Source organism: Brotaphodocola sp. (genome assembly GCF_983179755.1).
The window spans coordinates 41,784-64,898 of sequence record NZ_CFAHBC010000012.1; the positions used below are offsets into that span (position 1 = coordinate 41,784).

At 41.8% G+C, this 23,115-nt stretch carries 18 protein-coding genes; 17 read left to right on the forward strand and 1 reads right to left on the reverse strand.

The genetic code is table 11. From position 1 onward, the window contains the following. The first annotated feature begins 287 nt into the window (after nt 1-287). The 5 genes from gap (at nt 288) to AC4EVX_RS06460 (ending at nt 5,851) form a co-directional block, all read left to right on the forward strand. On the forward strand, nt 288-1,319 hold the full coding sequence (gene gap, locus AC4EVX_RS06440; RefSeq protein WP_177977551.1) for a type I glyceraldehyde-3-phosphate dehydrogenase: 1,032 nt from the start codon (nt 288-290) through the stop codon (nt 1,317-1,319). A gap of 235 nt (nt 1,320-1,554) precedes the next feature. Continuing rightward, entirely contained in the window at nt 1,555-2,781 is a 1,227-nt protein-coding gene (locus AC4EVX_RS06445; protein WP_177977552.1) for a phosphoglycerate kinase, read from the forward strand. A gap of 184 nt (nt 2,782-2,965) precedes the next feature. Beyond that, nucleotides 2,966-3,718 (forward strand): triose-phosphate isomerase, encoded by a 753-nt coding sequence (gene tpiA / locus AC4EVX_RS06450; protein ID WP_177977553.1) that lies wholly within the window; start codon nt 2,966-2,968, stop codon nt 3,716-3,718. Nucleotides 3,719-4,059: 341 nt separating this feature from the next. Beyond that, nucleotides 4,060-5,169, forward strand: coding sequence for an ATP-binding protein (locus tag AC4EVX_RS06455; protein WP_177977554.1), 1,110 nt, complete (start codon nt 4,060-4,062; stop codon nt 5,167-5,169). Then, nucleotides 5,159-5,851 (forward strand): response regulator, encoded by a 693-nt coding sequence (locus AC4EVX_RS06460; RefSeq protein WP_177977555.1) that lies wholly within the window; start codon nt 5,159-5,161, stop codon nt 5,849-5,851. The genes AC4EVX_RS06455 and AC4EVX_RS06460 overlap by 11 nt, the downstream gene beginning before the upstream one ends. Before the next feature lie 38 nt (nt 5,852-5,889). Here AC4EVX_RS06460 and AC4EVX_RS06465 read toward each other — a convergent pair whose 3' ends face one another. Beyond that, on the reverse strand, nt 5,890-6,924 hold the full coding sequence (locus AC4EVX_RS06465; RefSeq protein ID WP_490159817.1) for a hypothetical protein: 1,035 nt from the start codon (nt 6,922-6,924) through the stop codon (nt 5,890-5,892). A gap of 227 nt (nt 6,925-7,151) precedes the next feature. Between AC4EVX_RS06465 and AC4EVX_RS06470 the strand changes: the two genes are divergently transcribed. The 12 genes from AC4EVX_RS06470 (at nt 7,152) to AC4EVX_RS06525 (ending at nt 22,878) form a co-directional block, all read left to right on the forward strand. After that, on the forward strand, nt 7,152-8,093 hold the full coding sequence (locus AC4EVX_RS06470; protein ID WP_177977557.1) for a carbohydrate kinase family protein: 942 nt from the start codon (nt 7,152-7,154) through the stop codon (nt 8,091-8,093). Nucleotides 8,094-8,217: 124 nt separating this feature from the next. Next, nucleotides 8,218-8,490: a PRC-barrel domain-containing protein gene (locus AC4EVX_RS06475; protein WP_490159818.1), complete on the forward strand. Its 273-nt coding sequence runs from the start codon at nt 8,218-8,220 to the stop codon at nt 8,488-8,490. Nucleotides 8,491-8,816: 326 nt separating this feature from the next. Next, the gene (gene nrdR, locus AC4EVX_RS06480) at nt 8,817-9,287 is read left to right on the forward strand and encodes a transcriptional regulator NrdR (protein WP_177977559.1); all 471 of its coding nucleotides are present in this window, start codon (nt 8,817-8,819) and stop codon (nt 9,285-9,287) included. Between the two features lie 133 nt (nt 9,288-9,420). Then, a complete protein-coding gene (locus AC4EVX_RS06485; RefSeq protein WP_490159819.1) occupies nt 9,421-9,924 on the forward strand; it encodes a YqeG family HAD IIIA-type phosphatase in 504 nt (167 codons plus the stop codon). Between the two features lie 111 nt (nt 9,925-10,035). Next, nucleotides 10,036-10,593, forward strand: a complete 558-nt coding sequence (efp, locus tag AC4EVX_RS06490; RefSeq protein WP_177977561.1) for an elongation factor P — start codon at nt 10,036-10,038, stop codon at nt 10,591-10,593. Between the two features lie 154 nt (nt 10,594-10,747). After that, nucleotides 10,748-13,024, forward strand: coding sequence for an SF1B family DNA helicase RecD2 (gene recD2, locus AC4EVX_RS06495; protein ID WP_490159820.1), 2,277 nt, complete (start codon nt 10,748-10,750; stop codon nt 13,022-13,024). A 107-nt stretch (nt 13,025-13,131) separates the two neighbouring features. Then, nucleotides 13,132-14,067: a restriction endonuclease subunit M gene (locus AC4EVX_RS06500; RefSeq protein ID WP_490159821.1), complete on the forward strand. Its 936-nt coding sequence runs from the start codon at nt 13,132-13,134 to the stop codon at nt 14,065-14,067. Nucleotides 14,068-14,071: 4 nt separating this feature from the next. Beyond that, the gene (locus tag AC4EVX_RS06505) at nt 14,072-15,118 is read left to right on the forward strand and encodes an Eco57I restriction-modification methylase domain-containing protein (protein ID WP_308450872.1); all 1,047 of its coding nucleotides are present in this window, start codon (nt 14,072-14,074) and stop codon (nt 15,116-15,118) included. Further along, nucleotides 15,118-15,762, forward strand: coding sequence for a GIY-YIG nuclease family protein (locus tag AC4EVX_RS06510; protein ID WP_308450871.1), 645 nt, complete (start codon nt 15,118-15,120; stop codon nt 15,760-15,762). The genes AC4EVX_RS06505 and AC4EVX_RS06510 overlap by 1 nt, the downstream gene beginning before the upstream one ends. Beyond that, entirely contained in the window at nt 15,762-17,462 is a 1,701-nt protein-coding gene (locus AC4EVX_RS06515) for a DEAD/DEAH box helicase (protein WP_490159822.1), read from the forward strand. The genes AC4EVX_RS06510 and AC4EVX_RS06515 overlap by 1 nt, the downstream gene beginning before the upstream one ends. Then, the gene (locus AC4EVX_RS06520) at nt 17,440-19,110 is read left to right on the forward strand and encodes a hypothetical protein (RefSeq protein ID WP_490159823.1); all 1,671 of its coding nucleotides are present in this window, start codon (nt 17,440-17,442) and stop codon (nt 19,108-19,110) included. Before AC4EVX_RS06515 ends, AC4EVX_RS06520 begins: the two co-directional genes overlap by 23 nt. 144 nt (nt 19,111-19,254) lie before the next feature. After that, complete coding sequence (locus AC4EVX_RS06525; protein ID WP_490159824.1) at nt 19,255-22,878, forward strand: YobI family P-loop NTPase; 3,624 nt, start codon at nt 19,255-19,257, stop codon at nt 22,876-22,878. Nucleotides 22,879-23,115: the final 237 nt, after the last annotated feature.

A 23,115-nucleotide genomic window follows, 5' to 3' on the forward strand; every position in this document is an offset into this window, starting at 1 on the left:
TTTTTTTTGATCGGAATGTAAAGTTTTGGAAAAAACTATGCTAAAAAAACGTCAAGCTGAGCCTTGAATATTCTGAAAAGAAATACAAAACCTCAGGAAACAGCAAAAAAATGTAAAAATTTAAGAAGAAACCTGTGAAAAAGAGTGAGACAAAAGAAAAAACATCAAGAAGAGTTTTTAAAATGCAAAAAAACTACTTGCTATTTTATAGAGAATTGGGTAGAATAGAGACAGGTTGATTATAATTTAACAATCATTAAATTTTTAACAAGCAGGAGGATTTCATCATGGCAGTAAAAGTAGCAATCAATGGTTTTGGCCGTATCGGTCGTCTGGCATTCCGTCAGATGTTTGGAGCAGAGGGTTACGAGGTTGTTGCAATCAACGACTTAACCGATCCGAAGATGCTGGCACACCTGCTGAAGTATGATACCGCTCAGGGTGGATACGCTGGTCACATTGGCGAGGGCAAGCACACCGTTGAGGCGGGAGAAGACTCCATTACCGTAGATGGCAAGAAGATTACAATTTATAAAGAGAAGGATGCAAAGGATCTTCCGTGGGGCGAGATCGGTGTTGACGTAGTTCTGGAGTGCACCGGCTTCTACACCTCCAAGGAGAAGTCTCAGGCTCACATCGACGCTGGCGCTAAGAAGGTAGTTATCTCTGCTCCGGCTGGTAACGATCTGAAGACCATCGTTTACAGCGTAAACGAGAAGACCCTGACTGCTGAGGATACCATCATTTCCGCAGCATCCTGCACCACCAACTGTCTGGCTCCGATGGCAAAGGCTCTGAATGACTACGCTCCGATCCAGTCTGGTATCATGAGCACCATTCATGCTTACACCGGCGACCAGATGATTCTGGATGGCCCGCACAGAAAGGGTGATCTGAGAAGAGCAAGAGCAGGCGCTGCAAACATCGTTCCGAACTCCACCGGCGCAGCTAAGGCAATCGGTCTGGTTATCCCGGAGCTGAACGGCAAGCTGATCGGTTCTGCACAGCGTGTTCCGGTTCCGACCGGTTCTACCACCATCCTGACCGCTGTTGTTAAGGGTGCAGACGTAACCAAGGAAGGCATCAATGCAGCAATGAAGGCAGCAGCTAGCGAGTCCTTCGGCTACAACGAGGATCCGATCGTTTCTTCCGATGTTATCGGTATGAAGTACGGTTCTCTGTTCGATGCAACTCAGACCATGGTTTCCAAGATTGCAGACGATCTGTACGAGGTTCAGGTTGTTTCATGGTATGATAACGAGAACTCTTACACCAGCCAGATGGTTCGTACCATCAAGTACTTCGCAGAGCTGGCTTAATTTCACCGATGCAGACTCGGCAGACGGACAGGCATGAACATGAGAAATGTCTGAAATTTGCCTGAGAACAGGAGAAATCAAAGAAGACTCATCAAGGGGTCCGGTCTCAGAGAGGGCCGGACCTCTTTTTGCTTCATGGGAGAGAGGCGAATCCTGTGATAGGAAAGCGCTGATTCTGTGAGACGGATGAGACAGAAATAGTTCATTTTTTGAAATGGAAGGAGCGACATCTGCTATGTTAAATAAGAAGAGTGTTGACGATTTAAAGAATGTAAAAGGCAAGAGAGTCCTGGTTCGTTGCGATTTCAACGTACCGTTAAAGAATGGTGAGATCACCGATGAGACCCGTATCGTGGCAGCTCTGCCGACGATCAACAAGCTGATCGGCGAGGGCGCAAAGGTTATCCTGTGCTCCCATCTCGGAAAAGTTAAGAACGGCCCGAACGAGGGTGAGTCCTTAGCACCGGTTGCAAAGCGTCTGTCTGAGAAGCTGGGCAAGGAAGTTGTTTTCGTTTCCGATTACCATGTAACCGGCGAGGCAGCTACCGAGGCAGTTGCAAAGATGAACGAGGGCGATGTTGTTCTGCTTCAGAATACCCGTTTCCGTGGCGCTGAGGAGACCAAGAACGGCGAGGAGTTCAGCAAGGAGCTGGCTGATCTGGCTGACGATTATGTATGTGATGCATTCGGTTCTTCTCACCGCGCACATGCTTCTGTTGCAGGCGTTACCAAGTACATCGCCGAGAAGGGTGGTACCAATGCAGTTGGTTACCTGATGCAGAAAGAGATCGACTTCCTGGGCAATGCAGTTGAGAAGCCGGTTCGTCCGTTCGTTGCAATCCTGGGCGGTGCTAAGGTTGCTGATAAGCTGAACGTAATCTCCAACCTGCTTGAGAAGTGCGACACCCTGATCATCGGTGGTGGTATGGCATTCACCTTCTTAAAGGCTGAGGGCAAGAATGTTGGTAAGTCTCTGGTAGACGACACCAAGCTTGACTACTGCAAGGAGATGATGGAGAAGGCTGAGAAGCTCGGCAAGAAACTCCTGCTTCCGGTTGACGCTGTTACCGCTGGCGCATTCCCGGACCCGATCGATGGACCGATCGAGGTTGAGGTTGTATCTGCTGATGGCATCGCTGAGGACAAGATGGGTCTGGATATCGGACCGAAGACCGCAGAGATGTATGCAGAGGCTGTTAAGACTGCAAAGACCGTTGTATGGAACGGACCGATGGGCGTATTCGAGAACCCGACTCTGGCAAAGGGTACAATCGCAGTAGCAGAGGCTCTGGCAGAGACCGACGCAACTACCATTATCGGTGGTGGTGATTCCGCAGCAGCTGTTAACCAGCTTGGATTCGCAGATAAGATGAGCCACATCTCTACCGGTGGCGGTGCATCCCTGGAGTTCTTAGAGGGTAAGACTCTTCCGGGCGTAGCAGCAGCTGACGATAAGGAATAATAAAAACGAATAAATAAAAGATGCTTTTGGAGTCTCATCTGGATTTGGGGTGTTGAGCGGGAAAAATATGTTTGGATGTATTTTTCTCGTTCACTCCCTGAAGGCGGGGAGACTCTGAATTGCATAGTGGGGAAACACAAGGGAACCCAAAAGGAACCTAGAGGAACAAAAGGAGAAGAAAATCATGGGAAGAAAGAAAATTGTTGCAGGTAACTGGAAAATGAACATGACTCCGAGCGAGGCAGTTGCTCTGATCGATACCTTAAAGCCGTTAGTAAAGAATGATGACGTAGATGTTGTATTCTGCGTTCCGGCAATCGACATCATTCCGGCAATCGAGGCTGCAAAGGGAAGCAACATTCAGATCGGCGCTGAGAATATGTACTTCGAGGAGAAGGGTGCATACACCGGAGAGATTTCCCCGAACATGCTGACTGACGCAGGTGTTAAGTATGTCATCATCGGACATTCTGAGAGAAGAGAGTACTTTGCTGAGACTGATGAGACTGTAAATAAGAAGGTTCTCAAGGCATTTGAGCATGGTCTGACTCCGATCATCTGCTGTGGCGAGACCTTAACTCAGAGAGAGCAGGGCATCACGATCGACTGGATTCGCCAGCAGATCAAGATTGCTTTCCTGAACGTAACCGCAGATCAGGCTAAGACTGCTGTCATCGCTTACGAGCCGATCTGGGCAATTGGAACCGGTAAGGTTGCAACGACCGAGCAGGCTCAGGAAGTTTGCTCCGCAATCCGTGCATGCATCGGAGAGATCTACGATGAGGCAACCGCAGAGGCAATCCGCATCCAGTACGGCGGTTCTGTATCTGCAAAGAGCGCACCGGAGCTGTTCGCACAGGCAGACATCGATGGTGGTCTTGTAGGTGGCGCATCTCTGAAGCCAGACTTCGGCGCAATCGTAAATTATAACAAATAATTTATTTACACTTGTTTTTCTGTGTAGTAAAATTCAAGGGGCAGGAGGAATCCTGCCCCGATTTTGTTTTTGTAGGAAATAGAGTGGTGAGCGGGTACGGCTTCAACAGCGCAATAAGTCCTGCAAACGCGCTCTCGCTCCGGGTTCGACGTAGCGGTGCATAAGAGCGCAAAGTACGCGCTCTAAGCACCAACGTCTCACACGGGTTTGCAGTGACTTTTTCGCTGTGAAGCCTGATTTGAATACAATGAAAAATTATTTGCTAGATATTAGATTGTATGGGAGAGGGGGAGTTTTCTATCGCTGACTGGGATAAAAATAATAAGACAAAAACGCAAAATATGGGATTAGAGACAAAAATTAGTGAGAAAAAGAGACGCTACTGGCAGTATGCGAAAAACATGGGAGTCGTGTTTTTCTTCATGTCGATTGCGACGCTCGGTGCGCTTGCGTATCTTCATCTTGGACAGAATGATGCGAGTGTGTCGATCATCTACGTGCTTGCCGTGATGTTCACGGCGCGCTGTACGACCGGATATGTGGCCGGAATTGTCGCTTCTCTGCTAGGTGTGTTCTGTGTGAATTTTGCATTCACTTATCCGTATATGAGTCTGAACTTTTCGATTGACGGCTATCTCGTGACGTTTGGCGGAATGATGATCATTTCCTCGATCACGAGTGTGACGACGACCCAGCTGAAAGAGAAAAATAAGATTTTAAAAGAGCGTGACAAGATGCTTCTTGAGGCAGAGAAGGAGACGATGCGTGCAAACCTTCTGCGTGCGGTTTCCCATGATCTACGGACTCCGCTGACCGGAATGATCGGAATGGCAAATGCCTATCTTGAGGGTGGGGATCACATGTCGGAGAGTGAGAAGCGGGAGATGGTCGCAAACATCCGGGAGGATGCAAACTGGCTCTTGAATATGGTCGAAAATCTGCTCACGGTCACGCGAATTCAGGTTGGAGATACCAAGGTCAACACAAACCCGGAACCACTTGAGGAAGTAGTCTCTGAGGCAATGATGCGTTTTCGTCGCCGTCTGCCGAAGGCGAAGGTGCGCGTCAGCGTTCCGGATGAATTTCTGATGGTTCCGATGGATGCGATGCTGATTGAGCAGGTGATCATCAATCTGCTTGAGAATGCAGTTTACCATTCCGGCGTTGAGGATGAGATCGAATTTCGGGTGACAAAGGAAGCGGAAAATGCCGTTTTCCATATCCGGGATTTCGGAAAGGGCATTGATCCGGCACGGTTGGATACGATTTTTGACGGCGTTGGAATCGATAAAAACGGCAGTGGAGATTCGCACAAGGGAATGGGAATCGGACTGACGATCTGTAAGACGATCATCACTGCGCATCACGGTACAATCTGTGCAGTAAACCATGACCGGGGAGCTGAATTTATTTTTACATTACCGCTTGGGGAGGAAAAAAATGAACAATAAGCCAACGATTTTGATTATTGAAGACGAAAAGACGATTGGAAATTACATAGAAACGATTGTGACTTCAAATGGATACAAGGCACTCTGCGCACAGAATGGAATGTCAGGTCTCTCGCTGTGCACCTCTCATCATCCGGATCTGATTCTTCTCGATCTGGGACTGCCGGATATCGACGGAATGGAGGTTCTTCGCAAAGTCAGAGAGTTTGCCTCGATTCCGGTGATCGTGATTTCTGCTCGTACCTTGGAGAGAGAGAAGGTGATAGCGCTCGATGCGGGAGCAGATGATTACATCACGAAACCGTTTGGATCGGAGGAGCTTCTCGCAAGAATCCGGACTGCCCTGCGTCACAGCGTCCAGTCTGCCGACAAACCTCGTGCAGTTGTCTATGAGAGTGACGGACTTCGAATTGATTTTGATAAGCGTCTCGTGACTCTCGATGGAAATGAGGTGCATCTGACTCAGATTGAGTACAAGCTCGTCTCCCTGCTCGCGCAGAATGCGGGAAAGGTTCTGACCTACGATCTGATTTTAAAGGAAATCTGGGGTCCTTACGCCGACACCGATAACCAGATTTTGCGCGTAAATATGGCAAACATTCGCAGAAAACTCGAGAAGAACCCGGCGGAACCGCATTACATCAACACGGAGATCGGCGTGGGATACCGTATGCGGGAATAATGCAGATGAATGAACGAAGGGCAGGTGAATTCCGAAAATCAACTACCCTGCTGTCCGGCATTGATGATCTTCCACGCGCCGGATTTGCTTGATCGCGCAATGCTGACCGTGTGAAATGAATTTCCCGTGCGTCTGTCCTGAACGGTCAGGATCTTATAGATGATCAGGTTGCCGGGCCCGTATTCCGCCTCGATCCCGGCGTTGTGGTAGAGTGCAAAGTCGCCGTCGAGCGGGTAGATCTGATCGACGCCTTCCCCGTCGGAGGAGGATTCGTTGAAATACGACTGGGCGAGATCCTCAGTCTCGTTTAGCTCTTTTTCCGTCAATGCCTCGATGTAGGAGGGGGCATCCTCGGAGAATGAGGCGGGTGCAGCAGTCTCCATCGCAAAGCGTTCGGGCGGAAGTTCGTCTGCAAGCTCAGACGGAATCATATTGAGCGCGTTTCTCTCGGCTTCGGAGAGGGAGTCATAGAAATGCAGCCATTTGAGGGTGTCTTTCGAGACATCCTTTTTCTTTTTGTAAATGCCCTCGTACTCGATCGTGTCATCCGCGAGAAAGAGCATGTACTGTCCGTTTAAGCGGACTGCGACAGCTCCGTCATGGAGAAGAATGCAGGGCGCACCGAGACACGAAAAATTCGCCTCACCGTTTTTGGAGGGGCGCTCACTGTTTCCGACAATGTGAGTGATCGAGAGCGTCGCATGCTTGCCATTTAAATGAGCCTTACGCCCTGTCGCACTCAGGCAGGTTTCCTCAAAATAGACCATCTGGGAGGAAGTACCTGAATCATCGGAGAACGTTGTCTCAGTGCCTGAAGTCCGGTCGTCAGACAGATTTTGTGATGGATCTTGAAGCGAGTTCTGTGGTTGATCCTGAGATGATTGATTGGTATTTTGATTCTGATTCTGGCGCTGCCTGTCGGCAGAATCTCGTCTGTGTTGTGAATTTGAAAAATGCCCTGCATGAGCTTGTCCCGATGTGGTCGAGGAAACCTCAGAGGAGAAGATCTGGCATCCGGTCAGAAGGATTCCGAGGGTCAGAATCGTTATGATAAGCGTTAAAAATCTGCGCATAAAATCGTACACTCCTTTTCGTTAGTGTTATTATATCAAACTGTGACCGGAAAAGATTTAAGATATCCGAAAGATTTGCGGAAATCCTCTGGTCAAAAGCAAGAAAATCTGCTATCATCACTGTGTTATGCGAAAATTAGCGTAAAAATGCGGAAAAATATAGGTAAAAAATCAAAAATAAAAATATACGCGAAATGCAGAAGAAAGGGAAATAGGTAAGTTTAAAAATGGCAGGAAGTAAAAATGGAATCGTAGTTCTCGGAGCAGTATTTGTAGATATCAAGGGCTTTCCGGAGGATATCTACATTCCGGACGGTAGAAATGCCGGTCGTGTCGAGTACATTCACGGCGGAGTAAGCCGAAATGTCGTGGAAGATATCGCAAATATGGAGCTGAGACCGACGTTCCTTGGCATTGTCGATGATTCTGCGCTCGGTGAGGCAGTTATTCGCAAATTAAAGAATCACAAGGTAAATACGGAGTACATGAAGACGATTCCGAATGGAATGGGAACCTGGCTGGCAGTCTTTGACAACAGCGGAGATTTGGCCGGATCGATTTCCCAGCGCCCGGACCTGATGCCGATTCTGTCGATTCTCGAGGAGCACGGAGATGAGATCATCGAGAACTGTGATTCTGTGATTCTGGAAGTTGATATCGACAAGGAGATCGTCAAGAAGGTGGTTCAGCTTTGCGAGAAGTACGACAAGAAGCTCTACGGTGTGGTCAGCAACATGAGCATTGCGGTTGAGCGTCGGGACTTCCTCAAGAGCTTTGACTGCTTTATCTGCAATCAGCTTGAGGCAGGAATCTTTTTTGCAGATGACTACAGTGAGAAGACACCGCAGGAGCTTTGTGACATTCTCACGGAGCGCCTGAAAGTCGCAAAGATTCCGTCTATGATCGTGACGATGGGCGCACAGGGTTCTGTCTACGCAGATGATCAGGGACATTGCGGATATTGCCCGGTACAGAAGGTGACCGTAAAAGATACGACAGGTGCAGGTGATGCATTCTGTGCAGGTGCGGCAAGTGCACTGACCTACGGAAAGACGCTCGCTGAGGCAGTGGAGATCGGAACAAGACTCTCTGCATCTGTTATCACCTCTTCCGAGAATGTCTGCCCGCGTTTCCAGCCGGAGGAGTTCGGCATCAACGCTGAGAGATAATGAAAGACGCTGAGAGATAAAGCGGGATAAAGAGTAGGCGACGAAAGATCTATGATTCTTGCTGTTTGGGAATCACCGAAAATCGGGATTGCGCATAGAATACACCAGAAATGGGGTGGGTTCTATGCGTTTTTCTGATCTAAAACGAAAGGAAGTCGTCAATATCTGCGACTGCAAAAGGCTCGGATTTGTCGGGGATCTCGATTTCGATCCGAAGACCGGGTGTATCAAACATCTGATCGTTCCGGAGGCGGGATGCATCTGCGGAATCTTCGGACATGAGAAAGAATATGTGATTCCATTTGGCGATGTCAAGCAGATCGGGGATGATTTGATTCTCGTGGAAATGAAAAAGCCGAAAGATGCAGAAAAACCGTGCAAAGACGGCAAAAAATGACGGAAATAAAGGAAAAATTGCTTGCATATCTATGCATGGTCATGTAAAATGAAGCTATTCAAAAAGTATTCAAAAAAGAGAAAAAACTTGTAAAGAAGAAAGAAAACAAGAAGAAATCTTGTTGAAAAGAAAGATAAGAGAAAATAAGATAGTTACTGCACACGGGTAGGCATTTTCTGAACTGAAAATGCCGTATGATACAGGGATGGTAGCAGATTTTGCCGATTTGGAATGCGAAGCATCGGCAAAATCCGTTGCTGTTTGCGCAACGCGTGAACAGTAACACTGGTGAAAATCCGAGAGACGAAAGAGAGGGGAGACAATCAGTGAAATGTCCATTTTGTGGTGCTGCCGATACAAAGGTCATCGATTCAAGACCTGCGGATGACAATAGTTCGATTCGCCGTCGCCGTCAGTGCGAGACCTGCGGAAAGCGCTTTACGACTTATGAGAAATTAGAAACCATGCCACTTATGGTGATCAAGAAAGACCGCTCGCGCGAGGAGTATGACCGCTCCAAAATTGAGGCAGGGATTGTCAATTCCTGTCACAAGCGTCCGGTATCGACCCAGCAGATCAATGCGGCGATTGATGAGATTGAGAATCAGATCTTCAACATGGAAGAGAAGGAAGTGGAGACCTCCGTGATCGGAGAGCTTGTGATGGCAAGACTCCAGAAACTCGATGAGGTTGCCTATGTGAGATTTGCGTCCGTTTACCGGGAATTCAAAGATGTGAATACGTTCATGGAAGAACTGGGAAAACTGTTAAAGAAGCAGGAAGTACAGGATAAGTAGCAACACAGCAGTACAAGAAAAACGAATAGTACAAGAAAAGCAAATAACTAGAAAAGAAGATAAGTAGAAAAGCAGTCATATAAGAGTAATACAGGAGTATTGCGTGAACAGGAACACAGAATAGGGGAAGAGCATGCTGGAACGTTTTTATCCAAAAGAGTGGGTCGACAGCACCTACGAGATTGACTGGGAATCGTGGTACGAGAAGGGAATTCGAGGTGCTGTCTTTGACATTGATAATACCCTTGTTCCTCATGGCGCCCCCGCAGATGAGAGGGCGGTTGTATTGTTTTCGCGTCTGCATGCGATGGGAATGAAGACCTGCCTGCTCTCAAACAACAAGGAGCCGAGAGTCAGATCGTTTGCCGATCAGGTGGATTCCCCGTATATTTACAAGGCGGGAAAGCCGTCTGTAAAGAACTATCGGAAGGCGATGGAGAGGATGGAAACCGATGAGAAGAACACGATCTTTGTCGGCGATCAGCTCTTTACGGATGTCTACGGGGCAAATCGCAGTGGGATTTACGGGATTCTTGTCAAACCGATCAACCCGAAGGAGGAGATTCAGATCGTGCTGAAACGGTATCTCGAGGCGATCGTACTTTATTTTTACAGGAAAAGTCTAAAAAAGGCTTGATTGACAGGGAAAATCAGGGATGCGCGAAAAAAAACAGTTGAAAAAACAGGATGTTTATTATAAAATAAGATAGATTATGAGCGAGTACGCAAATTCAAGGAGGAATATCACATGATTTCAGCAGGTGATTTTAGAAACGGAATTACCCTGGACATGGATGGAGCTGTTTATCAGATCGTAGAGTTCCAGCATGTAAAACCGGGTAAGGGCGCTGCATTTGTAAGAACCAAAATTAAGAACGTTATGACCGGAGCAGTTGTAGAGAGAACTTTCCGTCCGACCGAGAAGTTCCCGGCTGCAAGAATTGACCGTGTAGATATGCAGTATCTGTACGAGGATGGCGATCTGTACAACTTCATGAACATGGAGAACTATGAGCAGATGGCTCTGGCTAAGGACGTAATCGGCGATGCTCTGAAGTTCGTGAAAGAGAACGAGACCGTTAAGATCTGCTCTTACAACGGCAAGGTATTCTCTGTTGAGCCTCCGCTGTTCGTAGAGCTGGAGATCACCAACACCGAGCCGGGCTTCAAGGGTGATACCGCACAGGGTGCAACCAAGCCGGCTACCGTAGAGACTGGTGCTACCGTATATGTACCGCTGTTCGTAGACAACGGCGACAAGATCAAGATTGATACCCGTACTGGTGAGTATCTGTCCAGAGTTTAATAAAAATTTGATTTTGTGAAAAAAGACCCTTTGGGAGACAGGCTGTTTTCCGAAGGGTTTTTTTGTATAGATGTGCCAGGGCATATTCTTTTTGTATGACAGGAAATTGCAAGTAAACTGCAAGTAAATGGCAGATAAATGAGGGGTTTTGCTTATGGGAGAGAATGGAGAGAGATCAAGAACGATGCGGATTCGCGGTGTCGTGGAGCGAATCACCTACCAGAATCCGGAAAATGGCTACACCGTCTTAAAGTGCGCGGTCAAGAATTACAGCGATCTTGTGACGGTCGTCGGAAATCTTCTCGATGTCAACGTCGGCTCGGTTCTTTTAGTCGACGGAAACTGGAAGATTGACAGCAAATACGGGCGACAGTTTCTGGCGGAGAGCTGGGAGGAGACGATGCCTGCGACCGTTTTCGGGATTGAGAAATATCTCGGTTCTGGTCTGATCAAGGGAGTCGGACCCAAGTTTGCAAAGCGGATTGTGCAGAAGTTCGGGACAGAGACGATCGAGGTGATTGAGAGCGATGAAAAGCGCCTGCTGGAAGTGGAGGGGATCGGCAAGAAGCGAATCCAGATGATTCATGAGAGCTGGGAGAAGCAGAAGGAGATCAAGAATATCATGCTGTTTCTTCAGGATCACGGGGTCAGCACGGCATTTGCGGGGAAAATCTATCGTCAGTACGGCAATGAGAGCATCCAGATCGTGAAGGAAAATCCGTTTCGCCTTGCGGATGACATCTGGGGAATCGGTTTTCGGACCGCAGATGGGATTGCACAGAAACTGGGATTCGAAAAAGATGATTTTGCGCGAATCCGGAGCGGAATCATGTATACACTCAGCGCACTCGCAGATGAAGGGCATGTCTATGCGGAGCGGGAACAGTTGATCAAGAAGGCAGTGGAGCTTCTCGAAGCAGATGAGATGTGCATTGCCGGGGCGATTGAGAAGATGCGGGAGAATAAGGATCTGATCTGTGAAGCGTGGAGAGAGGAAGAGGGGGATTCCATCTATCTTCCACCATTTTATTATGCGGAGACGGGTGTCGCATCAAGACTTCGGCGGTTGACTCAGACACCGGCTCAGGATCGTCTTTGGACATCTTTGATGCAGGCAAGGCAGAAGACAGGAAACCAAGATCTTTCCGTCGATGTCAAAAAGATTCAGGAGCGCGTCCATATGGAGTACGATGAGGTGCAGACCGAGGCGATTCGCCAGTCGGCGGTTTCAAAAGTCATGGTGCTCACGGGTGGACCGGGAACCGGAAAGACGACGACAACGCAGGGAATCATCACGGCATTTCAGTCGTTTGGATTAAAGATTCTGCTTGCAGCGCCGACGGGGCGGGCGGCAAAGCGAATGACCGAGGCGACAGGACTTGAGGCGAAGACGATTCACCGACTTTTGGAGTGCAAACCGCCGGAAGGTTACCAGAAAAACGAGGAGAATCCGCTTGAGGGCGATGTGCTGATTGTCGATGAATGCTCGATGATCGACATTGTGCTGATGAACTCACTGCTTAAAGCAATTCCGCTGGGAATGCGTTTGATTCTCGTCGGAGATATTGACCAGCTTCCGTCTGTCGGCGCGGGAAATGTCCTGCGTGACATCATGGATTCCGGGACCGTTCCGGTGATCCGTCTGACGAGGATTTTCAGGCAGGCACTCAGCAGTCGAATCATCACGAATGCGCACCGGATCAATCAGGGACAGATGCCTGACATCTCAAATGGAGCGGACACGGATTTCTTCTTCACATCGAAGGAAGAGCCGGAGGAGGCAGCGGAAGAGATCGTGAAGCTCGTCAAGACAAAACTGCCAAGATATTATGCGGTTGCGCCGTCACAGATTCAGGTGCTCACGCCGATGCAACGCGGTGTTGTCGGCGCAGGAAAATTAAATCTGATGCTTCAGGAAGCCTTAAATCCGCAGGGTGACCAGCTTTTTAGAAGTGGATATGCCTACCGCATTAATGACAAGGTGATGCAGATCCGCAACAATTATGAGAAAGAAGTCTTTAACGGGGACATCGGGCTCGTTGTGTCCGTGGATATGCAGAATCGAGTGCTCAGTGTGGATTTTGATGGACGGATAGTCTCATATGAATCGACGGAACTGGACGAGATCGTGCATGCCTACGCGACGACAATCCATAAGGCGCAGGGCTCGGAATATCCGATTGTGGTCATGCCGGTGCTGATGAGTCATTTTGTGATGCTCCAGCGCAATCTGATCTACACAGGAATCACCCGTGCGAAGAAGGTGCTCGTGATTGTCGGCACAAAGAAGGCGCTGGCATACGCAGTGCGAAATGTGACCGTCACAAAACGCAATACGCATTTGAAGATGCGGTTGCGGGAGAGTGGGGAGAATACGTTTCCAATGGGGGAGTTTCCGTTTGGAGAGTTTGAGGAAAACTGGAACTTTTAAATATGTACTTTTTTTCTGAGGCATTGAGTTGAGGATATGTGACCCATCATGTATAATATATGTGAAATGGCGAATGAGTTTTATTATAAGATCTGATAGAGGTATCAATGGATAATTTAATAGATATAAATGCTTATCCGGTAAAAACAACACTAGAAATTCTTTTACAGGATAAAACAACCAAGAAAAACATTATTTGGGCAACAGATGCCTATTCTGAAAGGGGAGATGGATTTCAGGATAAAGATCATATCGATATTATGGCGGTAAAAGGTCTTTATTCGATTGATTTGCAATCCAGAACAGAGAAAAATATAGATGAGCAACAGGCACGAACTCGCAAAAAGGCAGAAGTGTTTACTCCTGTTTGGCTGTGTAACAAAATGAATAATTATGTTGAAGAGCAATGGTTTGGGAAAAAAGATATATTTAATATTGAAAATGAAGAAGAACATACTTGGATTGTAAATCAGGAAAAGATTCCGTTTGATGAAAAAAACACTTGGAAGTCCTATGTTGATTCAAGACGATTGGAAATTACTTGTGGAGAAGCACCGTATTTGGTATCCAGATATGATGTTACTACGGGTGAAATGATTTTACCACTTGCTCGTCGGATTGGTATTTTAGATAGAAAATTACGAGTCGTAAATGAAAATGCTGTCCATGATGATGAGTGGTTAACATGGACTTTGCGAGCCTTTCAGAGCTGTTATGGATATGAATATCAAGGAGATAATCTTTTGATTGCAAGGATCAATATGATTATGACATTTTCAGAATATTTTCGAGAACGGATGAAAAAAGAACCAGACGAAAATACCTTGAAACGCTTTGCCAATATTATTGCATGGAATGTTTGGCAGATGGATGGTTTAAAAGATACAGTTCCGTTGGGAAAACCACATGAGGAATATCACCAGATGTCAATTTTTGATATGTTTGAAGAGCCTAAGCAGGAGGATGTTGCTCTTCCGTGTAAAATTAGAAACTGGCGTTCTAATGAAACTATTGTATATAAAAATTTAAAAAATGGGATGTGAGAGAATGGAAAAGAAGTTGTTTGATTTTGCAATAGGGAACCCGCCTTATCAAGAAGAATTTTCATCGGATGGTAATAAAACTTATGCAGCGCCAGTATATAATAAATTTATGGATGCAGTTGCAGAAGTTGCTGTTGGTGTTGAGTTGATTCATCCAGCGAGATTTTTATTTAATGCGGGTTCTACACCTAAAGCATGGAATGAAAAAATGTTAAATGATCCATATTTTAAAGTCATGCATTATGAAGAAGATGCCTCAAAAGTATTTGCAAATACTGATATTAAAGGAGGTGTTGCGATTACCTATCATAATGACTTAAAAAATTTTGGAGCAATTCAAGTATTTACAAAATATTCTGTGCTGAATGGTATATTGAAAAAAATAAAAAATGCAGATTCATTTATAAGTTTAAGTGAAATTGTTATTACTCGAACAGCATATAGGCTAACTACAAAGTTACATGAGGATTATCCGAATGCAATCGAACAACTTAGTAAAGGACATGCATATGATATGTCGACAAACATTTTTGATCGTTTACCACAAGTGTTTTTTTCAGAAGAGCCTAAAGATGGTGATGAATACGCTAGAATACTTGGAAGAACGGGGAATGTAAGGAGTTATAGATACATAAAAAGAAAGTATATTAATGATGTTGTCAATTATGATAAATTTAAAATTTTTCTTCCAAAGGCTAATGGATCGGGGAGTTTTGGAGAAGTTATTTCACAGCCACTTATTGCAGAACCTAAAACAGGATCCACAGAAACTTTTTTAAGTATTGGCATATTTAATAGCATTGAAGAAGCAGAAAACTGTTTGAAATATATTAAATGTAAAGTGAGTAGAGCAATGCTTGGGGTTTTAAAGACGACACAAGATTTAACGCCAGACAAATGGAAATATGTCCCACTCCAAGATTTTTCTGCATTATCTGATATAGATTGGTCGAAGTCTATTCATGAAATAGATCTTCAACTTTATCATAAATATAATTTTAGCAATGAAGAAATTACTTTTATCGAGGAAAACGTAAAGGAGATGTCGTAATGGCTAGAGGAATCCTTTATGTGATGACAACAATAGTAAATGGGCTTGTAAAGATAGGGAAAACAGGAACGAATAATTTTGAGTCAAGAATGTATACGTTGGAACATAATGGATATGCGAATGTTACAGGCTTAAAACGTCGTTTTGCTATTGAAGTCGAAGACTATGATGAAAAGGAAAATCTTTTAGACACAATTTTTAATAAAAGTAATGTGGTTGGTACAGAGTTATTTGCTGTTGATGTGAATATTGTTGTTCAGTTGCTCTCATCATTTGAAGGGAAGGTTGTTTATCCAAAATCTGAAGATAAAGAAAAGATTTTTGATGATGCTACGTCAGGAATTGTTGAAAAATCTAGTACAGAGATTGAAAAGATACCTACTGGAAAAGCGAAACGATTTAAATTTTCTATGGTTGGTATTTCAGAAGGTGAAGAATTGACGTATGTTAAAAATCCGTCTGTTAAAGTGAAAGTTGCTGATGATGGACATGTTTTTTATTGTGGACAGAAATATTCTATGTCAACACTTGTGAAAGTACTCAGTGGGGTATCAAAGCCTGTACAAGGACCGCACTGGTTTGCATATAAGGGGAAAAGACTTACAGATTTACGTAGTGAGAAGGAAAAGGAGGCGATGCGGTAATGGTTTCAAAAATCAACATCAATACCGCTCAAAAGGTTGTTCCGATGATTTATGCCTATACGACTCCGGAAATTGCTAGTCATAATGGGTGGATCAAGATTGGCTATACAGAACAGGATATTGAGAAGCGAATAAAACAGCAGACACATACCGCAGATGTGAAATACAATCTTGAATGGAAAGGAAATGCCGTCTATGATGATGGTTCAGGCGACGTTTTCAGTGATAAAGATTTGCATGCATATATGCGAAAAAATGGTGTAGAACAGAAACCAAAAACAGAATGGTTTCATATTACATCTCCGCGATCAAAAGAGATGTATCGTGATTTTCGTGAAAATCGCGGAGAAATTACAGCTGTTCGTGATGCTGCTCCCTATGTATTACGCGATGAACAGAATTGCGCAGTAGATAAGGCTTTGCATTATTTTAGTGAGCATGAAAACGGACAGTTTTTATGGAATGCGAAGCCACGTTTCGGAAAAACCCTTGCCACATATGATCTTTGCAAACGTCTGAATGCGGTAAACATTCTTATTGTTACAAATCGTCCAGCGATTGCAAATTCGTGGTATGAAGATTATGAAAAGTTTCTAGGAATTCAGTCTGGATATCATTTTGTCAGCAATGTAGATGGAATTCAGGGACGTACCTATGTGATCTCACGGGAAAAGTATAGATCTTATGGGGCACATGTTGCAGTAGATGAATTCTGTGGTTGCATTGAATTCGTTTCTCTTCAGGATTTAAAAGGTTCTCTTTATTTTGGTGGAGAGTACAAGAAGTTAAAAGAAATTGCTTATGTAGATTGGGATATTCTTGTTATTGATGAGGCGCATGAAGGCGTTGATACATACAAGACGGATGTTGCTTTCGATAGAATAAAAAGAAAGTATACACTTCATTTATCAGGAACGCCATTTAAAGCATTGGCAAATGATAAATTCCCGGAGCAAGCAATTTTTAACTGGACGTATGCGGATGAGCAGAGAGCAAAACGTCAATATGAAGAAAAAATTGGTGAAGAAAATCCATATGGAAATTTACCTCAGTTGAATATGTTGACATATCAGATGTCTGAAATTGTAAAAAATCAGCTGTCTCAGGGAATTGAAATCAATGGTGAGACAGAGGAATATGCATTTGATCTTAATGAGTTTTTTGCAACAAATGCGACTGGAAAATTTATTCATGAGTCAGCAGTTGACGATTTTCTGAATGCAATGACCAAAAATGAAAAATTCCCATTTTCTACGCCAGAACTCCGCAAAGAATTAAAGCATACATTATGGCTTTTGAATCGTGTGGATAGTGCAAAAGCTCTTGCAAAGAAACTTCAGACACATCCAGTATTTGAAAATTATGAAATTGTTTTGGCAGCGGGAGATGGAAAACTTTCAGAAGATGAGCAGACTGCAAAGGCGTATGATAAGGTGCGGACTGCCATTAAAAAATTCGATAAAACGATTACACTTTCTGTTGGACAGTTGACTACGGGAGTAACCATTCCAGAATGGACTGCTGTTTTGATGTTGTCTTCAATGAAGAGTCCGGCACTCTATATGCAGGCGGCGTTTCGTGCTCAAAATCCATGTTTATTCTCAAATGGTAGTGAACATTACCGAAAAGAAAATGCTTATATCTTTGACTTTGACCCGGCTAGAACTCTTATTATCTATGAAGAAAGAGATTGCAAATGATTTGGCAGAGGATACCGCAGGTGGTAAAGGCGATTCTGATACCAGAAAAGAGCATGTTCGTGAATTGTTGAATTTCTTCCCGGTTATCGGTGAAGATGAAAATGGAGAAATGGTAGAGCTGGATGCGGAAAAGGTACTTTCTATTCCGCGTAAGTTAAAGTCACAGGAAGTAGTACGAAGAGGATTCATGTCGGATTTCCTTTTCCAGAATATTACGAACATTTTTCATGCACCACAAGCTGTTATTGATATTCTTCAGAATATGGAAGCTGTAAAAGAACCCAAAACTCCATTTGGTGTTGATTCGAGTGTTGTGGATCATGCAACGATGGATGAAGATGGAAATATTCAGTTGGATAAGGATTATGTGATTGGTCAGACTGCGGAAATATTTGGAGATAAAATATTTGGTGTGGATGATGTGACAGAAGAAGTAGAGAATATTTTCGACAATGTAGTGTTGAGAGAAACTGCAAGTAAAAAAGATGAAGATGAAATTCTTGATCGATTAAAGGATACTTTCCGGCAAAACATTACGAATCCTGTGTTGGACAAAGCAAAAGAGCAATATGGAAAAGATCTCTCAAAGTCATCTCAGAAACAACTTGAGAAAAAAATAAATACAGAAACAGATACAGTTGTACATAAAGCCTATGGGGATTTTAAAATACAACAGAATATTCTGGAAGCAGAGCGCCAAGCTCGTGTAGAGTCCGCAGAGACTTATGAAGAACGTCAACAAATTAATCAGGAAATAGCAGAAAAGAAACAGCAAGCTGTTGAGACACTAAAACAAACAATTACAGATTCCGTTGAGAGCTTTGTTCAAACTGCGAAAGAAACGGTTGTAAATGCAGTGGAGACGGAAAAGCGGGAGGAGAAAAAACGCACAATCGAAGATGGAATTAAGGATCATTTGCGTGGATTTTCCAGAACAATTCCTTCTTTCTTGATGGCATACGGTGATGAAAATACAACGTTAGCGAATTTTGATCAGATTATTCCAGATGAGGTATTTAAAGAAGTAACCAGTATTTCTCTGGCGGATTTCCGATTTTTGCGTGATGGAGGGAATTATCCAAATCCGGAAACAGGAAAAGAAGAATTCTTTAAAGGACATCTGTTTGACCCGGTTGTGTTTGATGATTCCGTAAAAGAGTTTTTGAACAAGAAGCATCAACTTGCCGATTACTTTGATGAGAAAAATCTGGAAGATATTTTTGATTATATACCACCGCAGAAAACCAATCAGATCTTTACTCCGAAATGGGTGGTAAAGGATATGGTAGATCGATTGGAGCAGGAGAATCCGGGATGTTTTGATGATCCTGATAAAACATTTGCGGATTTATATATGAAATCCGGAATGTATATCACAGAGATTGTGACTCGCTTATATCAAAGTGAACGTATGCAACAGCTTTATCCCGATCGTGCTGAAAGATTAAACCACATTTTTTCTAAGCAGGTATTCGGCTGTGCACCAACAGAAATCATATATCGGATTTGTTTGTCTTATATATTGGGATTTGGTGACGAAATAGAAATTAAAAAACATAACATAAAATTATGTGATACGTTAAAATATGCAAAAGAAGGAAAACTCAAAGATAAATTGATGGACGTATTTCCGGAACTTGCAGACTAATAGAAGTATTTAGAGGAATAGGTAGTATGCAAGCCAAGGTTTGTATACTGCCTATATTAAACTAATGGTATTAGAGTGAAAATTTAAGGAGGAATCTATACGATAAAATTTTGGGAAAAAATTAGAAAACTGATAAATAAAATATTGAAAAAAGATACAGAATTTACGAATCTTGCTCCTATTGATAATATCGAAAATGGAGAGGAATATCTAAATACATTACATTGGGCGATAAAACAAAAAAATGTAAAAAATATTGCCTTAGCAGGTCCTTATGGATCAGGTAAGAGTAGTATTATTGAAACATATTTAAAAAAACATAAAATTATAAAATGGAAAACTCTTCGTATTTCAATGGCAACGTTTATTGAAAATCAAACAGATGAGGAGGGAAATCCCAAACGAATTTTATTGGATAGGGATGAAATTGAATTAGGAATTTTAAAACAATTATTTTATAAAGTTAATTATAAAAAGATACCACAAAGTAGGTATCGAAAACTACATAAGATTAATTGGAAGAAGATCTGGGCATATTTAATTTTAGGAGTAAGTATTTTAATAGTACTTTGTTGGATATTTTATCCGGATGTTTTGCAATCAATAATCGAAAAAATACAAGAAGCAGGAGAAAAAATTAAACTAGAAAAACATATTTCAATTAGGATTTTTATTGTGTTTTGTATTGCCATGTGTGCGGTTATCGCTAGAATATATCGCGCTGTGTTATTTCGGTTTAAAGTAGATGAAGTTAAGTTACCTGCGGATACAGTAGTAAAAAATACGGAAACCACCACAGAAACAGTTTTTAATAAAAACATGGATGAGATTGTGTATTTTTTTGAAGAAACCAAGTATCGCATTGTGTTTTTTGAAGATCTTGATCGTCTAGAAAATCCCTCAATTTTTATCCATCTTCGAGAACTGAATACGTTATTAAATAATTATGATGGGATAAAAGATCGTATTGTCTTTGTATATGCTATTAGAGATGATATATTTACGGATACAGATCGAACAAAATTTTTTGATTTTATTGTCCCAGTAATTCCGATTATAAATTCAACAAATTCAGGAGAGATATTTTTACAAAAAATTGAAAAAGCAAGAGATAAAGAAATTACACATAAAATCTCTCAGGAATTTATATTAGATGTAGCGCCATATGTAGAGGATATGCGAATCCTTCAGAATATCTATAATGAGTTTGTATTGTATAAAAAGGTTATTTTAATAGATCAAGAGCTCAAGCTATCTGATGAAAATATGATGGCATTGATTATTTTTAAAAATTTGTATCCAAGAGATTTTGCAAATCTTCAAACGGAAAGAGGAATTGTAAAACAGGCTTTTATAGATAAACAAAATTATATTGTGAGACAATGCGCAGAATGGAAGGATAGAATTAATGAGAATACAGATCGATTAGAAAACTATAATGACGATCGCTTAAACGAAATCAATGAACTTAAAACAGCTATGTTTGGTGCTATGGTAAATTGGCAGGGAATTCCTTATAGAATAAATGAAAGTTATTATAAGGAGTATGATGTAAAAAAAATAATGGAAGACACTTTCGATTTATCAAAGTTGGAACGTTTGAAAAAGGTTGTTATTTATTATTATACATGGGATGGTCGAACAGCAGATATATCAATAGATGATTTCCAAAAAATATTTAAACTGTATTATGAAAGAATAATAAATCTGAAAATTGTACAAGAAAAAACAGTTGTTTCAATGAAAGCTGAAATTGAGGAATTGAAGAAAAAGGTACATGAACTTTCTGGATGGTCACTGAAAAAACTTATAGAAAAATTTGGCGTTTGTGATGTATTATCTGAAAAAGTTAGGGAAAATAAAGTGCTTGTATTTATGCTTCGTAGAGGATATATTGACGAGAAATATGCGAATTATATCAATTATTTTAAGGGAACAAGCATTACAAGGGAAGATATGAACTTCATATTAGCAATTAAAAATATGGAGAGGATGCCGTATAATTATAATTTGACGAAAGTTGATAGAGTTATACAGCATTTACAGGTATATGAGTTTGAACAAAAGAGTGTTTTAAATTTTATTCTTTTGGAAGAATTATTGTCTAAAGAGGTAGAACTTGAAAAGAGGGATGCGTTAATTACGCAATTATCAGATGAAACAGAAGAATGTTGGAATTTTATAAATGAATTTATTGAGCAAACGCATTATAAAGAAAAGTTAACTAGACTATTGGCGATGAAATGGTCAAATATGTGGAGTTATATTGCGGAAAAGGTATCATTGACGTATGAGAGGAAACTTTTTTATCTACGATTACTCATTGATAATGTGGAAATAGAGAAGTTAATCGCTTTAAACAGTGATTGTGAAGTGAATCGTTTTGTAGAAGAAAATCCAGATATATTGCAACAATTATCGAATATTTCGGATGAAAAAGTTATTGCTTTAATCGAAAACTTAGAGATTGTATTTACGAATATTTCTATTGATGGTGTTTCAGAAAAAGTTTTGAGATGTATTTTTGAAGATCAACATTATCAATTAAATTCCATGATGATCCGTAGAATTGTAGAATTTATAAATGAGTCTATGGTTGCGGGATTAGATACGCAGAATTATACAGTGGCTACTGCATTGGGATATGCACCGTTGATTAAGTATATACAAGAAAATCTAAAGGATTATGTGGAAGCAATAGTATTGGCGAAAGCTAATACCAAAGAGTCTAAAGAGCAAGTTATAGATTTGTTAGAGCGGTCCGTTGAAGATTCAGAACTTTGCTTGAAAATAATTAATCATGAGGAATTTTGCTTAGATGATATTTCAATATGTTGTGGAAGTTTCGGTGTTGAATTAAATAAACAAGTGAAAAAACTTTGGGATGAATTATTAGAAAAAAATAAAGTGAAGGTAAAGTGGGAAAATATTAAATGCTATTGGGATAGATATGGTCTTACAGCAGAGTTGATTCGATACCTTGAAATAAGCAGTCAAAAATTGGAGTATTTAGATAATCAATGTATAGGCGAGGAATTTACAAAGGCGATTATTACGAGCTCTATTGATAATGCTGTGTTAGAAAAGTTATTACAGAAATTAGAGTTAAAAGCATTTGATATTCCAATGAACAATATCACCGAAAAGAAAATCCAGATATTGATTAGAAAAAAATATATTCCTTTTAATATTGATATGTATGATGAGTTAGAAATGACATATCCTAGTTTATGTGTAGATTTTATTTTATATAATCAAGAAGAATATAGAAAGCTAATAGAAAATATTTCTATGAGTGAAACATTGTTGGAAGCATTGTTTAGTTCTCCGGGGTTAGATTCTTCTATGGCAAGAATACTTTTAGAAACTTTTGGTGAGGATTATATGTCTACTGATCTTGCTCAATGTCTGCTTAACATAAACGTGGATATTAGTAAATCATTGTTTTATCTTGCGTGGGAAAAGTTACCATTGAAAGAAGAAAAAAATAAATTGATGATTAAGTACCGCTTTATTTTGGGGATTTCAGATTTTCGAGACTGCTTTCAAGGATTGTCGCCCCAATATATGGGTTTCTGTAATAGGAGCAAAAAGCATAGTGTTGAACTAGAAGATACAGATGAAAACAGAAGATTAGCTGAACGTTTGAAAGAAATTTCTTATATAACGAGCTATTCAATAAAGGAAAAGACTGATTTTGATCCGGTTAAAGGAATAGAAAAGAGGAAAAGTATTTTATTATGTTGGGTAAAGGCTGTGAAAGCATAAATTGACCAGATCAATGAAAATGCGTTTGTTGCATAAAGGTAAGAAAAATTTATCTGAACGATTAAGATCAAAAATCCGAGGCAGAGTTTCTGATTCCTGAGAAATCTGTTTTATAAGGAACCTACATAACCGACAGAATATGGTATCGGTTATGTAGGTTTTCTTGTTTTGATAAACGGATTTTATAAAACAATTTATTAAGGGTTGACAATTTGAAACCCATAAATTAATATTTCT

Excerpts from the sequence above, each read along its gene's own strand:
- gap (WP_177977551.1), top strand. The coding sequence starts at position 288 with ATGGCAGTAAAAGTAGCAATCAATGGTTTTGGCCGTATCGGTCGTCTG.
- AC4EVX_RS06445 (WP_177977552.1), top strand. The coding sequence starts at position 1,555 with ATGTTAAATAAGAAGAGTGTTGACGATTTAAAGAATGTAAAAGGCAAG.
- tpiA (WP_177977553.1), top strand. The coding sequence starts at position 2,966 with ATGGGAAGAAAGAAAATTGTTGCAGGTAACTGGAAAATGAACATGACT.
- AC4EVX_RS06455 (WP_177977554.1), top strand. The coding sequence starts at position 4,060 with ATGGGATTAGAGACAAAAATTAGTGAGAAAAAGAGACGCTACTGGCAG.
- AC4EVX_RS06460 (WP_177977555.1), top strand. The coding sequence starts at position 5,159 with ATGAACAATAAGCCAACGATTTTGATTATTGAAGACGAAAAGACGATT.
- AC4EVX_RS06465 (WP_490159817.1), bottom strand. The coding sequence starts at position 6,924 with ATGCGCAGATTTTTAACGCTTATCATAACGATTCTGACCCTCGGAATC.
- AC4EVX_RS06470 (WP_177977557.1), top strand. The coding sequence starts at position 7,152 with ATGGCAGGAAGTAAAAATGGAATCGTAGTTCTCGGAGCAGTATTTGTA.
- AC4EVX_RS06475 (WP_490159818.1), top strand. The coding sequence starts at position 8,218 with ATGCGTTTTTCTGATCTAAAACGAAAGGAAGTCGTCAATATCTGCGAC.
- AC4EVX_RS06485 (WP_490159819.1), top strand. The coding sequence starts at position 9,421 with ATGCTGGAACGTTTTTATCCAAAAGAGTGGGTCGACAGCACCTACGAG.
- efp (WP_177977561.1), top strand. The coding sequence starts at position 10,036 with ATGATTTCAGCAGGTGATTTTAGAAACGGAATTACCCTGGACATGGAT.
- recD2 (WP_490159820.1), top strand. The coding sequence starts at position 10,748 with ATGGGAGAGAATGGAGAGAGATCAAGAACGATGCGGATTCGCGGTGTC.
- AC4EVX_RS06500 (WP_490159821.1), top strand. The coding sequence starts at position 13,132 with ATGGATAATTTAATAGATATAAATGCTTATCCGGTAAAAACAACACTA.
- AC4EVX_RS06505 (WP_308450872.1), top strand. The coding sequence starts at position 14,072 with ATGGAAAAGAAGTTGTTTGATTTTGCAATAGGGAACCCGCCTTATCAA.
- AC4EVX_RS06510 (WP_308450871.1), top strand. The coding sequence starts at position 15,118 with ATGGCTAGAGGAATCCTTTATGTGATGACAACAATAGTAAATGGGCTT.
- AC4EVX_RS06515 (WP_490159822.1), top strand. The coding sequence starts at position 15,762 with ATGGTTTCAAAAATCAACATCAATACCGCTCAAAAGGTTGTTCCGATG.
- AC4EVX_RS06520 (WP_490159823.1), top strand. The coding sequence starts at position 17,440 with ATGAAGAAAGAGATTGCAAATGATTTGGCAGAGGATACCGCAGGTGGT.